Source organism: Amycolatopsis sp. (genome assembly GCF_036008905.1).
Classification (GTDB): Bacteria; Actinomycetota; Actinomycetes; order Mycobacteriales; family Pseudonocardiaceae; genus Amycolatopsis.
Genome location: NZ_DASYMU010000088.1, coordinates 1 through 12,893 on the forward strand (window position 1 = coordinate 1; position 12,893 = coordinate 12,893).

11 protein-coding genes and 1 pseudogene are annotated in these 12,893 nt (G+C 69.4%); 7 read left to right on the forward strand and 5 right to left on the reverse strand.

The window, feature by feature from the left end; translation table 11 throughout:
- Positions 1 to 47 precede the first annotated feature (47 nt).
- The gene (locus VGP60_RS16635) at positions 48 to 3,677 is read right to left on the reverse strand and encodes a glucodextranase DOMON-like domain-containing protein (protein WP_327548913.1); all 3,630 of its coding nucleotides are present in this window, start codon (positions 3,675 to 3,677) and stop codon (positions 48 to 50) included.
- Between VGP60_RS16635 and VGP60_RS16640 the strand changes: the two are divergent.
- The 3 genes and pseudogenes from VGP60_RS16640 to VGP60_RS16650 form a co-directional block, all read left to right on the forward strand.
- Positions 3,676 to 3,858: pseudogene (locus VGP60_RS16640) on the forward strand (response regulator transcription factor); the annotation flags it as partial. The gene VGP60_RS16635 and the pseudogene VGP60_RS16640 overlap by 2 nt on opposite strands.
- Before the next feature lie 47 nt (positions 3,859 to 3,905).
- Positions 3,906 to 4,139 carry a hypothetical protein gene (locus tag VGP60_RS16645; RefSeq protein WP_327548914.1) on the forward strand — a complete coding sequence of 78 codons (234 nt, stop codon included), beginning with the start codon at positions 3,906 to 3,908 and terminating at the stop codon, positions 4,137 to 4,139.
- Between the two features lie 86 nt (positions 4,140 to 4,225).
- Positions 4,226 to 4,588 (forward strand): hypothetical protein, encoded by a 363-nt coding sequence (locus tag VGP60_RS16650; RefSeq protein WP_327548915.1) that lies wholly within the window; start codon positions 4,226 to 4,228, stop codon positions 4,586 to 4,588.
- Here VGP60_RS16650 and VGP60_RS16655 read toward each other — a convergent pair.
- Both VGP60_RS16655 and VGP60_RS16660 read right to left on the reverse strand, forming a co-directional pair.
- Positions 4,563 to 5,672, reverse strand: coding sequence for a tyrosine-type recombinase/integrase (locus VGP60_RS16655; protein WP_327548916.1), 1,110 nt, complete (start codon positions 5,670 to 5,672; stop codon positions 4,563 to 4,565). The genes VGP60_RS16650 and VGP60_RS16655 overlap by 26 nt on opposite strands.
- Positions 5,669 to 6,238: a TetR/AcrR family transcriptional regulator gene (locus VGP60_RS16660; RefSeq protein WP_327548917.1), complete on the reverse strand. Its 570-nt coding sequence runs from the start codon at positions 6,236 to 6,238 to the stop codon at positions 5,669 to 5,671. Before VGP60_RS16660 ends, VGP60_RS16655 begins: the two co-directional genes overlap by 4 nt.
- 107 nt (positions 6,239 to 6,345) lie before the next feature.
- Between VGP60_RS16660 and VGP60_RS16665 the strand changes: the two genes are divergently transcribed.
- Complete coding sequence (locus tag VGP60_RS16665) at positions 6,346 to 7,290, forward strand: ATP-binding cassette domain-containing protein (RefSeq protein WP_327548918.1); 945 nt, start codon at positions 6,346 to 6,348, stop codon at positions 7,288 to 7,290.
- A complete protein-coding gene (locus VGP60_RS16670) occupies positions 7,287 to 8,108 on the forward strand; it encodes an ABC transporter permease (RefSeq protein WP_327548919.1) in 822 nt (273 codons plus the stop codon). Before VGP60_RS16665 ends, VGP60_RS16670 begins: the two co-directional genes overlap by 4 nt.
- On the opposite strand, the gene VGP60_RS16675 is transcribed toward VGP60_RS16670, so the two are convergent.
- Complete coding sequence (locus VGP60_RS16675) at positions 8,105 to 9,151, reverse strand: serine hydrolase domain-containing protein (protein WP_327548920.1); 1,047 nt, start codon at positions 9,149 to 9,151, stop codon at positions 8,105 to 8,107. The two genes, VGP60_RS16670 and VGP60_RS16675, sit on opposite strands and share 4 nt — an antisense overlap.
- Positions 9,152 to 9,333: 182 nt before the next feature.
- Between VGP60_RS16675 and VGP60_RS16680 the strand changes: the two genes are divergently transcribed.
- Positions 9,334 to 9,666 carry a hypothetical protein gene (locus tag VGP60_RS16680; protein ID WP_327548921.1) on the forward strand — a complete coding sequence of 111 codons (333 nt, stop codon included), beginning with the start codon at positions 9,334 to 9,336 and terminating at the stop codon, positions 9,664 to 9,666.
- A gap of 44 nt (positions 9,667 to 9,710) precedes the next feature.
- Entirely contained in the window at positions 9,711 to 11,858 is a 2,148-nt protein-coding gene (locus VGP60_RS16685; protein ID WP_327548922.1) for a TerD family protein, read from the forward strand.
- 65 nt (positions 11,859 to 11,923) lie between these two features.
- On the opposite strand, the gene VGP60_RS16690 is transcribed toward VGP60_RS16685, so the two are convergent.
- Positions 11,924 to 12,835 carry a helix-turn-helix transcriptional regulator gene (locus VGP60_RS16690; RefSeq protein ID WP_327548923.1) on the reverse strand — a complete coding sequence of 304 codons (912 nt, stop codon included), beginning with the start codon at positions 12,833 to 12,835 and terminating at the stop codon, positions 11,924 to 11,926.
- Positions 12,836 to 12,893: the final 58 nt, after the last annotated feature.

Here is a 12,893-nt window from a genome sequence, read left to right on the forward strand (position 1 = left end):
ACACTCGTAGCCACTCACGAGCCACGCACCCAAGCTACGCCTTTCGGCTAGCTCAGCGGCACTCCTTGCACCCTCACCGGTCCCAGCGTCGGGTTCAGTTCGGTGGTCTGGTCCACCCCGGCCGGGGTGAGGACGTCCATCGCCTTCGGGGCGGTGGACGGGTCGACGCCGCAGATCGGGCTCGTCCCGCCCGCCGCGCACAGCCCGAAGGTGTAGCTGCCCGCGGCCGGGGTGAACCCCCGCGCCTGATCCGGGTTGCCACCCTCTTGCCCGGTGAGCACGACGGCGAACTTCCAGCCCGGACCCGGTGTCCCGAAAGCCGCCTTCGGCACGCTGATCGAGATATAGCGCGAACTCTGGCTCGCCTGCACGGCCGCCGTCCCGAGCCTGGCGCCGGACGCATCCGAGAACACCGGATCGGCGAACCCCTGCACCTCGATGATCCGGCTCCACGCGTCCGCGGGCGCGATCGTGTACTGACGAGCCGGGAAAGGCGCCGCGACGGATGTGGTGGCCGCCGCCGGATCATGCGCGTAGACGGTCAGCAGCTGCGCACCGAGCGCCGAACCGAACGTCGGGCTCAGATCACGCAACCGCGCCCGCAGGACGAGGGTCTCGCCGGCGTCGATCACCTGGAACCGCTGGAGGTCGAACGCCCCGGCGTGGAAGTCGCCCGCGGTCGGGTAGGTGTACGTCCCCGGCCCGTAGTCGTCCCCGTCGGGGTCGGCGAAGTCGGCCAGCACGGTTCCGGTCACGAAGTCGGACGTGATCGTGCGCTGGACGTATCCCGTGCCGCGGTGCGTGGTCGCGGCGGCGGTCACCACGGTCGTGCCCAGCGGCGTCGGGACCTGGGCCGTGAACGTCCCGGCGGCGCTCGCTTTGGTGCTGACCACGGTCGTCGCGCCGCCCGCATCGGTGGCCGTCGCGGAGACCTCGACGGTGCTGCCCGCCGGAGCCGTACCGGTGACGGTGGCTGTCGCCGTCTCGACGCTGTCGGGAGCGCTCACCGTAACCGGCACAACTGCCGGGGGAGCGTGGTCGACGTACCGCGACCGGACCTCACCCGGCTGCTCGACGAGACGCCCGGCGTCGACGGCGCGGGCCAGCCGGATGTACTGCGCCTGCGCCCAGCTCAGTGGCGACGCCGAGCCGACGGACTCGCCGGGCTTGAACCCGATCGAGGCCACCGCCGGATCCGTGCCGAAGGGCGACGCGGGAACGGGCGGGTTCTCCCAGATCTGCTCGGGGATCAGCCCGGAGCCACCGGTCTGCGCCTGCATCGCCGTCAACAGCCCACTCGCCGCGCGGCGATCACCGGTCTGGATCAGCTGCTCGCCGCGTTCGCCCGCGAGCACCGGCCAGAGGTGCCCGGACCCCGTGTTGCCGGTGGGCCACGGCCGCCCGGTCGGGTCGCAGGTCGTCGGATCGGGCTCGTAGCAGTCGCCGTAGCCGTCTTCACTGCCTGCCGAGCCGGTGCCGTAGCGGTACCAGCCGGGCCCGTTCGGGGTGTCGCGCTTGAGGACCTGGTCGACCACGGCGAGGGACTTCTTGACGTCCGGATCGTCGGCGGGAAGCACTCCGAGCCTGGTCAGCTCGAGGAAACCGGCGTCGACGACCGCGCGCTGATCGGTAACGACTGAGCCGTTACCGAGGTTGTACTCGGTTCCGGTGTCCGGATCGCCGTTCTTGGTGAGCCGGACGAAGTACCGGCCGTCGCCGTACGGGCCGGTGGTCGTGACGGTCCAGTTCTTGATGCTGCGCTGGAAGTGGTCCGCCGTCGCGAAGTACACGCGCGACCGCGCCGGGTCGCCGTTGCGCTCGGCGATGGTGCCGGCCGCGACGAGTCCGGCAATTTCGGCGGCGATCGTCGAGGGCGAGTACCCGCCCTGCTCTTCCCAGCGCTCCGAACCGAAGGACGGGCCGTGCGCGACGACGAAGTCCGCCGCCGGTCGGATGTGGTCGCGGTAGAACGCGCGATCGCGGTCCAACCCGACCTGCAGCGCCATCAGGATCGGGTACGCCGTCTCGTCGAGCTGGTCGCCGCCGGAGTCGGGTGCCTTCTTGCCGTTGAGCATCGAGTTACGCGGGAACCGGCCGTCGGGTTGCTGCTGCCTGCCGAACAACCAGGTGACGGTGGAACGCGCGGTTTCGAGGTCACCCGCGGCGAGCAGCCCGGAGAAACTCTCGTAAAGGTCGCGGGCGAAGATCTCGCGGTACGAACCGAAGTAGACCGGTTTCCCACCGGGAGCGTCCCCCGCGCTGACGGCCTGGCCCCACGGGCTGCCCAGCGACGCGACCACCGCGCCCTTGAACGTCTTGTCCTCACTGGCTTTGAGCACGTTCACCGAGTGCAGGTACGCGGCCCGGTCGGAGTCGTTCACCCGCCGCAGCTTCGCGTCGTAGTCCCGCCAGCCGGCCGTGTAGCGCTGGTAGGTCTGCGCGTACGGCGTCCGGACGCTGGCGCCGGCGGTGTCGACCGCGGCCGACGGCGTCCGCCCGAAACCGAGCGAGAGCGTGACGGGCTCGCGCGGCTGGAGGTCGAGCTGCGCGGTCTGCACCACGTTGCCCTTCGACGCCGTCGGCGTGGTGTCGGTCAGCTTGCGCGCGGTGTCCAGCTGCGTGAGCCCGTCGCGAGCGGTGCCCGCGAAACCGCTGCTGGTGGCGAGGAACTTGCGGTCCGCGCGCAGTGCCGCGGCCTGCGGGACACCATAGTCGCGCTCTGGAGCGCTGGTGACGGTGTTGGTGTCCCCGCTGACCAGCGCGGTGGTCCCGGCGTCGACGGAGGCGTCGTCCGCACCGCCGTTGGGTGCGCCGCCACCGCCGTTGCCGTTGATACTGGCGTCGTACCGGACATAGACCTTGAGGTCGTTCCCGTTGCCGCGCAACGGGTCCAGCCGGGTCCGCAGCACGACACTGTCACGCGCGGGGTCGGTGATGTACTCGGTGACGAGCCGGTACTTGCCGTTGCGCGCGGTCGAGGTGACCTCGCACGCCATACCCCCGGCGTCGGTCGCGCGGACGGTGTACGTGGTGTCGCGGCTCTGCAGGTCGGTGAAACTCCGGCCGTCGGTGACGACGAACTGCAGCGTCTCGACGTTGGTGTTGTCGACCGTCGGCGCGTAGACGTCGGACAGCACACCGCCGGCGACGGTGTACCAGACCTTGCTGGTGTCGTTGCGTGCCGTGCCGAGGCAGTCCTTGCGGGCGAGGCCGAAATGCGACAGCGCGCCCGGCCCGGGATCGGGCGCGGCCGCCGCCACCGGCGTGAGCGTGGTGAAACCCAACAATGCGCAGAACGCTAAAGCCGGTACGACCCTGGACCGATTCATACCTCGAATCCGAACACACCCACGCCCGGCGGACAACGGCCGAACGGCGGTACCCGTTAGACGTCCCGGCGGCGCAGCGCGATCACGGCCATGAGCACGGCGGCGACTCCGTAGCCCACCAGCACGATCAGCGCGACGGCCCACCGCGCCGAGCCCCAGCCCGGCCAGCGCCAGCACGGTCACCGACAGGCCGGACGCGAGCAGCAGGGGCAGGTCGTCGGTGAACGAACCGGCGTTGAATCCCATGGTGCGTTCACCCACGATGACCCGTCCGAGTGCGTAGCTCGCGAACAGGAACCCGTACGCGGCGACGAGCGAGGTGGCCGCGACCACCGACGCCTCGGCCACGCCGATCGCCCGGGGCCTGTCGAACACCGAACTGGCGGCTCATCTGCACCTCGGCGCGGCGACGGTGAAGACCCATATCAGCCGCCTGCTCACGAAACTCGGCGCGCGGGACCGGGCGCAACTCGTCATCACCGCCTACGAGAGCGGGCTCGTTACCGCGTCCGGGAAGAGCACCGGATGAGGGCGGTCATTATCGTTGGGGTCGCTACCGACACGAGATTGGCCACGATGACAGAGTCACAAGCGGACGGATCGCTCACCGTCGAGCAAGCACAGGCGAAGGTCGACGGTGAACGGGGCAAGCTCGGCACGATCATCCGCATCGCGGCGCGGGGGCGGGTCACGTTCAACTGGCACCACGCCGAGCGCGTGTACGTCGTGCTCAAGAACCGGAAGGTGATGCACCGCGGTCCCGTCCTCGCCGACGCCGTGGACGCCTACAACAAGACGGTCGCCCGCTGAGTCTCACCAGCGGCTGAGAGCCTTCGACGGCGAAGTAACCCCGGTCGGGCCCGCTTTCCTGGGACTCCCGTTACTAGGCTGGTCGTATGCATCCACTCGCCAACGTCGAAGGTCAAGACATCCATGGAATCCCCGCGACCCAGTGGGGTGAGCTGGACGCCGACCTGGTCGGGACTGTCGTCGAGGTGAGGATCGTGTGCGCCCATGCCTTCGGAGTGGGCGTCGAGTTGACCGCCCATAGGGCCTACGGGCATGTCGACATTCCTAGCATCAAGGATGGTTACGTAACGCTTGAGATAATCTCGGAATATGTCGGCGAACTCAGGAAAGCTCTTCTGCTGGCAGCGGATCCGGGTCGGCAACCCAAGCTGACGCTCCGTCAGTCTGTAATTCAGGAGAGAACCGGGGCGAAGTATCCGGCCCTCAGCCGCCCCGGTGGTCGGCGATGATCTGAGCGAGGGTGTGCACGGGCGAGGTGTCGAGCTTGTGGCGATGCGCGTCGTAGCTGTCCCGGGTGGTGCGGATGTCCGCGTGCCCCAACAGGTCCTGCACCTTCTGTACCGGAACGTCATGCGACAGCAGCAAAGTACCGGTGGTGCGCCGCGCGGTGTGCGGGCTGATGTGCGCGGCGCCGGGGATCCCCGCCTGCTCGGCGAACTTGCGCAGCGTCTGCCAGACATCCCGCTGCCGCAACGCTTTCCCGCCCGGTTTGCCGGTGTCGTGGGCATGCGGCGCTGTCGCCAGCAGTGGTCCGGACAGTTTCGTGACGGCCACGCCTTCGCGGGCCGCGCGGACTTCGAGGTAGCGGTGCAACGGCCGTAGCGCGGGCGGGACGAGTGGCACGAAGTCCCGCAGGCCGCCTTTCGCGGTGTAGCGCAGAATGGTGTGCCCGGAGTCGACGTCGAGATCCGGGACAGTCGCGCTGGTGATGCCGGTGACCCGCAGACCGGTGTAGAACAGCAGACACAGCAACGCCGCGTCCCGCCAGGACGCCTCGGTTTCGTTGCGGCGCGCGCGGCTTTCGGCGTAGTCCAGCAGCGTCGCGGTCGAGCGCTCGTCCAGTGCCGGCAGCGGTGACACCTTGCCGCGTTTGGGCCGGGTCACCGCGCCGATCGGGTTGCGGTCGGCGACGTCGTTCGACTGCAGGTACCGGTACCAGCTCGACACCCCGGCGAGCGTGCGCGCGACCGTCGACGGCGCCGCGGGCCGGGGGAGACCGTCGCGGCCGGTCACCGTCAGCGTCGTCTTCCACGCGTCGACGTCGGCGCGCCGGGCGTTGAGCGGGTCGAGTCCGGTGCGGTCGCACCAGGAGAGCCACGCGGCGAGGTCGGCGTAATAGGCACGGCGGGTGTGGTCGGTCTTGTCGGCGGCCAGCCAGAGCATCGTCACGTGACGGATCGCGTAGCGGTCCAGCGGATCGGCCGGGGGGAGTGCTGGCAGCGCGTCGATCGCCTCGGCCAGGCCCTCCCAGCTGACCACGCCGGAGGCCTCACCGGTGGGCGGGCCGAGCTTGTCGAGCTGGTACGAGGTCATCGGAGGATGCCCTTCTCGAAGGTCCGGATCACCGTGGCGGTGATCGCGTGGCGGGGCATCTTGCCTCTCGCGGCGTCTTCGCAGGCGGTGTAGACGAGCGCCCAGAGCGCGTGCTCGATCCACGCGGCGCTGACTTCGGCGTCGAAGACCCCTTCGGCCTGGCCGCGTTCGATCAGCGCGATCCCCGGTTGCGGATCGTCGGGCTCCTCGGTGGACTCGCGTCCCTCGAGTGTGCGCGGGTCGCCGAAGAGGAACTGCAGCCTGTCGCCGACGTCGACCAGTGCGGCGACGAGCCGGCGCATGGCTTCCAGCGGCGGCCCGTCTTCGAGTGCTGCGGCCGTGAGGGATTCGTAGAGGACTTCGAAGGAGTCTTCGATGACCGCTTTGAGGAGTTCGTCGCGGTCTGGGAAGTATCGGTGCAGCGTGCTGCGGCCGACGTCGGCCGCGACGGCGATGTCGGCGAGGGTCGCGGTGCGGTCGCGGGCCAGTACGGAGGCCGCCGCGCTCAGGATCGCGCGCCTGGTCCGGCTGCGTGCGCCGGACTCCTGGGTGTCGGTACCGCTCATGATCAAAGCGTAGCAGCGAGTGACCGATCTGGAACTCCGAAAGATATTTATGGGACATTTATGTCCCATACTGCTACCTTAAAGTCTCATCCGAACAAGGGGCAGACATGGACACCTTCGCGGTCGTCGCCGAAGGACTACGCAAGCGCTACGGCGACACCCACGCACTCGACGGCTTCGACCTCGCCGTCCCGGCCGGCACCGTCTGCGGACTGCGCCCGAACGGCGCCGGGAAGACCACGGCCGTCCGCATCCTCAGCACCCTGCTGCGCGCCGACAGCGGGCACGCCACGGTCGCCGGGTTCGACGTCACCCGCGACGCCGCCGAGGTGCGCTACCGGATCGGCCTGACCGGCCAGGAACCGACCGTCGACGAGATCCTCACCGGCCGCGAGAACCTCCAACTGTGGGGACGGCTCTACCACCTGGGCAAACGCGGCGCGGGCCGCCGGGCGGACGAGCTGCTCGACCAGTTCGGGCTGGCCGACGCGGCGGGCAAACGCGCCAAGCACTACTCGGGCGGCATGCGACGACGGCTCGACCTCGCCGTCGGGTTCATCCTCGCGCCGCGGGTGCTGTTCCTCGACGAGCCCACGACCGGGCTGGATCCGCGCAACCGCAACGAAGTCTGGAAGGCGATCCGCGCGCTCGTCGCCGGCGGCACCACCGTGCTGCTCACCACCCAGTACCTGGACGAGGCCGACAAACTCGCCGACCAGATCGCGCTCATCGACACCGGCCGCGTGATCGCCGAAGGCCGCCCCGCCCACCTCAAGTCGCTCATCGGCGGCGACCAGATCGACCTCGTGCTCCCCGATCCCCGCGATCTCACCGAAGCGGCCGGAATCCTCGCCCGGATCACCACCGCCGAACCCGCCGTCGACCCCGACATCCGTGCCGTCCACGTCCCCGCACCGGGCGGGATCGACGACCTCACCGATGTCGTACGCGCCCTGCACACCGCAAGCATCGCCATCGAGGACATCGCGCTGCGCCGCCCCACCCTCGACGAGGTCTTCCTCCGCCTCACCGACCGGGAGGTGGCGGCGTGACCGTCGTTCCCCCGATGCCCCGGACCTGGTCGAGCCGCCTGCGCTGGACGGTGGGCGACAGCTGGACCATCGCGCGCTCCGGGCTCATCCACTGGACGCGCAACCCGTCGGTCATCCTCTACAACCTGCTGCAGCCGATCGTCATGGTGGTGCTGTTCGGCTTCGTCTTCGGCAGCGCGATGTCGGTGGCCGGGGGCGGCGACTACCGCGAGTTCCTGATGCCGGGCCTGTTCGCGCAGACCATGATGTTCGGCGTCATGTCCACGATGATGGTCATGTCGGTCCACGCGACCAAGGGCATCACCGACCGGTTCCGCTCGATGCCGATCTCGCCGGCCGCCGTGGTGCTCGGTCGCAGCGCCAACGACATGCTGAACTCGGTCCTCGAACTCGCCATCCTGGTGCTTTGCGGCTGGGCCGTCGGGTGGAACTGGCACAACGGCACGGCGAACGCCTTGGCCGCGATCGGCTTGTTGCTGCTCCTGCGGTTCGCGCTGATCTGGGTCGGCATCCACCTCGGCCTGATGATCACCCCGGAGGCCGCCGGCACCGCGTACGTGGTGCTGATGCCGCTCACCATGCTCGCCAACACCTTCGTCTCCCCGACGCAGATGCCCGGCTGGCTCAGCGGGATCGCCGAGTGGAACCCGCTGTCGGCCACCGTCGCCGCGACCCGCGCGCTGTTCGGCAATCCCGGCTGGGGCGGGGATTCCTGGGCCGCGCAGCACGCGCAGCTGCTCGCGATCGGCTGGCCCGTGCTACTCGTCGCGGTGTTCCTGCCGCTGTCGGTCCGCCGCTACCGGCGCCTGGACCGCTAGACGGCAGCCCGGACGAGCCGGTCGATCTTCTGGACGACCGCGAGACCACCGCGTTCGGCGTTGGACAGCATCACCACGTCGAGATCCGCGGCCGGGTAGTGCCGGACCATATTGCTGACGCCGGTGTTGCCGCCACCCTTGGAGTACGCCCACACCGAGTCGTCGGGCTCGAGGGTGAATTCCAGTCCGAAGCCGTACCAGCCGTCGGTCTCGTGCCGGACCTGCGGCGTGAGGAACAGTTCGGTCCGTTCCGGCGAAAGCAGTTCGCCCGCTCGCAGGGCCCGCAGGAACCGCACCAGGTCGGGCGCGGTGACGTGCGCGCCGTCGGAGGCCGAGCCGATGGGCGGGTAGCTGAAGATGTTCTGCTTCCACCCCGTGCGCTTGCCCTCGGCGTCGAGCACCGGATCCCAGCCCTCGGCGACGTCGGGCGCGGCCTCGCGGCGGTCGTAGAAGTCCGACGAGGTCATGCCCGCGCGGGCGAAGACGTCGGCGCGGATGTGGTCCCGGTACGGGGTTCCGGTGAGTTCCTCGATCGCCAGGCCCACCAGGATGAATCCGACGTTGCAGTACCGGACACCCGCACCGGGCGCGAAGTTCGGCGGTTTGTGCGCGAACTGCGGCAGGTAGTCACGAGCTTCGGTGACCGAGTAGACGGGCTTGTCGACCCACAGCGCTTCGTAGCTCTCACCGGCTTCTTCGTCGGCGTCGTCGGCGATGCCGGAGCTGTGGGTGAGCAGGTGGCGGACGGTCACCGCGGGCGAGATCGTCGTACCGGCCAGGTCGACGATCTCGGTGATCGGCGTGTCCAGGTCCAGCTTTCCCCGGTCCACCAGCCGCAGCGCGGCGACCGAGGTGAACAGCTTGGTGATGGACGCGGTGTCGAACCGCATGGCCTCGGTCATCGGCACCGGCCAGCGCCGGCTGGCCCAGCCGTACGCCCCGGAGAACTCGGTCCGCTCGCCGCGGCGGATCAGGACCACGCCGGAGAACTCATCGGCGGCCGCGCGGGCGCTCAGCCAGGCATCCAGCTCGGTGAAGGGCATGCCGCGACGGTAACCGGGGAAAGGCACCCGGGTCGCCTGAATTAGGACTCGCTGAACCGCCGTTCACCGCACAGAACGCGGCCGCTTCGGCGCGTCGCCGCCGACCTGCGGGGTTCGGAGATCACCATCGGAGCTGCGAAGGACGACGAGATCGAGCAACTGACACCCGCCAGGAGCGCTCCATGTCCCATCTCACCGCCACGAGTCCGCCCCGCTGGTACGTCACCGGCGCCCTGCCCGAGCCGGGCAAGACGGCGCATCTGACCGAACGGGACCCCGACGACCGGCGCTACGGCCGCTCGGTGTGCGGGACCGAACGGGCGAGGTTGTGGGACGAGGTGGACGTCCTGGCGACCGGTGCGACGGTGGAGGTCTGCCCGCCGTGCGCGGCGACGCTGTCGGCCCCGATGCCGCGGCTCACGCAGAGCTGCCCGGCCACCGGTCGGGGAAGCCGGCGCGGCCAGTCCCGGCGGCGCCCTGCCGAACAGCTCTCGCTCAACCTCCCGACACCCTGAACTAATCGGTATGCCAGAGCGGCTTCGGCTGTCACGCTGACGGCATGCTCAAGGAAGTGATCATCCGGAAGACGCTGCGAGTCCCCGCCGTCACCGGTCCGGCCGGGGACAGCCAGGCGGTGGCCCGGCAGCTGGACGCCACCCTGCTCACCTCCGGGTTCAAGGCGTCCCGACAGCTGCTGGAGCACCTCACCGGGCTGGAAAAGGGCCTCGCGCTCGAGGTCGCCCAGGAGGTCGTGGGCGCGGTCAAGGTCCTGGTCGGCGACCACGTCCAGCACAACTCGTACTTCATCGACTTCCCGGCCAACGTCCCGGACACGATGAAGTTCTGGGTCAAGTGCCTGCGGCACTCACTGCTCAACACCGGGACGATCCCCGTGCTCCCCGATGGCTCGGTCAACCTGCTCGCCCTGCCCCTGTACGGCCGCTACCAGCACACGTACGCCGAGCTGCTCGCCGCGCACGACGAGCTGATCCCATCGATCAAGGACCGTCTCACCGTCGTCCACCTCGGCCGGTCGCTGGAGGTCGAAGCCCACGAGCTGTATCTGGCGCTCGCGGGCAGCCCCACTCCGTTGACCGACGCCGACCTTGACGCGCTGCGTGTGCTGGCGCGGTTCTGCCTGGACGCCGAGCAGCCCGAAACCATTCCGATGCGCGAGAACAAGGCTGTGGTCAACGCCGTCCGGCTCGCCGCGCGCACGCCGCTGGAGCCGGTAGACACCGTCACAGACGTGCTGCGCCTGGCCTGCGAGGCGTCCGGCGGCGACGTCACGCTCGAGACCACGACCCGGTTCCGGGTGTTCTCCCGTCCCGAACGACGGGCGCTGATGTCGGTGCTGGACCAGGTCGTGGCGGCGAACCCGGCGAAACTCGTCGACGTCCTGCGCCACACCCGGCGCTGGCAGCGGCTCGGCGAACGCCTGCACCCGCACGAATACGACCGGTTCCCCCACGCCCAGGACGTCTTCGCCGTCGCACGCGGCGACCAGCCCCTGCGGTCACTCGCGGGCCGGGTGGAACTCGCGTTCGGCGCCGGGGACGTGCTGGGCGCGGTCGACCAGCTGGCCGTCGCGCCGGGAACGCTGATGCGCGGGCTGGACCGGGTACTGCGGGCCTGCTCGCCCGACGAGACCGAGCGGGTGCTCAAGGTCGTGCGTTCGGTGCTCGGCCAGGTTTCGGGGCGGGTGCTGTGCTCGATCCGCGAGCACGTCCAGAACCGCACCTCGCCGGACTCGGTCCGGATGTTCGCCAACCGTGCCGGCCGGGTCTGGGTGACCGAGGACGAACGCAAGCCGCTGGACGCGGGCGTCGTCGAACGGCTGGGCGCGCTGCTCGACGACGAGCTGACGCGGCGGCTGCCGTCGTACCGCAGGCTCGTCGTCGACCCCGCGGTGCTCGGGCTGGCGGTGCCGCTGTCGGGGAAAGCCACCGAGAGCGGGTTCGCCGTCATGCCACGCGGGTCGATCACCCCGGTCGACGGGACGTCGCTGCGCTTCTTCACCTACTGGAAGCAGCGCTCGGAGATCACTGACTTCGACCTGTCGGTGGCGATGCTGGGGGAGGACTTCGAGCCACTCGGCCACGTGTCGTGGACCAACCTGACCGGGTTCGGCGGGAAGCACTCCGGGGACGTCACCGATGCGCGGGACGGGGCGTCGGAGTTCATCGACCTGCGCCTCGACCGCGTTTCGGCGCGTTACCTCGTGCCGCAGGTCCACGTCTACTCCGGGGAGGGTTTCGACAAGGTCGAAGAGGCGCTGTTCGGGTTCATGACCCGCGACGCCGCCCAGCGCGGCCTGCCGTACGAACCGCGCACGGTCCGGATGCGCTCGGCGCTGTCCGGAGGTAGCCGGATCGTGTTGCCGCTGGTGTTCTTCCGCGGCGGCGACGGCCGTTGGTGGGCGAAGTGGATGCACCTGGGGGTGCGCGGCCGGTCCTGGGGAAACCAGACCGAGGTAGGTAGTCTCGGTACGTCTTCGCTGGTGCGAGGCATCGTGGAACGCCGGTTCCTGCTGCTGTCACACCTGGTGAAACTGTTGTGTGCCAAGGCGGAGACGTACGCGCTGTACGAACCGGGGATGGAGCTGACCGAGCCGGTCACCTTCGTCGGCATCGAGCGTCCGGAGGAACTGCCCGAGGGATCGGACGTGTTCGCACTCGACCGGTTAAACGAGTTGATCCCGGGCTGACGACCCTGTTAGCGTTCTTTCAGCGAGGCTATGAGGGAGCTTCCTTCTAACCCTGTATCGGACATTTAGCTTCCTCCTTTTCCTCGCCGCGACTCATGGCCTGCCGGGCGAACCGGCAGGCCATTTTCGTGTGCGGGGTATTCCGCGGTCCACGAGGCGAGGATGCGCAGCGCCTCGTGCGACGGCGTGCCGGGTTCGGCGGTCATGACGACGAGCCGCTGGTCATGGTCGTCGGGGCAGTCCCAGGTGTCGCAGTCGAGGGTGAGGTCGCCGACGACCGGATGGTGGAAGGCTTTTGTGCCGTAGCTGGTGCTGGCGACCCGATGGGCGGCCCACCACTGACGGAAGTCGGGATCCTGGACGGAAAGCTCGCCGACAAGGGTGACCAAGCGCGGATTGTCGGGGTCGCGGGCCGCTTCCATGCGCAGGACGTCCACGCAGGTGCGGGCGGCTTGCTCCCAATCGGCGTAGAGACTGCGCACGGCCGGATCGGTGAAGAGGAGCCGCACATAGTTGCGCCGGTTCTCCGGGATCCGTGCGAAATCCGTGTACAGGGCGGCGGCCACGGAATTCCAGGCCAGGATGTCCAGATGGCGGCCCATTACCAGGGCGGGTGTCTCGGTGAGCTGGTCCAGCAGCCGCCGCATCGGCGGCCTGACCCGCTGGACCAGCCTCCGGCGCGGACGAGCGGCCGTCTTCCCGGCCAGCTCATACAGATAGTCCCGCTGGTCGTCGTCCAGCCGCAGCGCGCGGGCCAGCGTGGCCAGGACCGACGCCGATGCCTGCAGCCTGCCCTGTTCCAAGCGGGTGTAGTAGTCGACGCTGATCACCGCGAGCTGGGCCACCTCTTCCCGGCGCAGCCCCGGGACGCGGCGCGGAGCCCCGGTGTCGGGCAGGCCCACACCCCGCGGGCTCAGCTCGGCACGCCGGGCCTTGAGGAACTCCCCGAGCTCCGTGAGATGGGTGTCGCCGTTCATGAGTTCCATTATCACCGCTGGTAGTGGCTTTGTGGGGAGGCAGGTTTCTTCCCAGTCA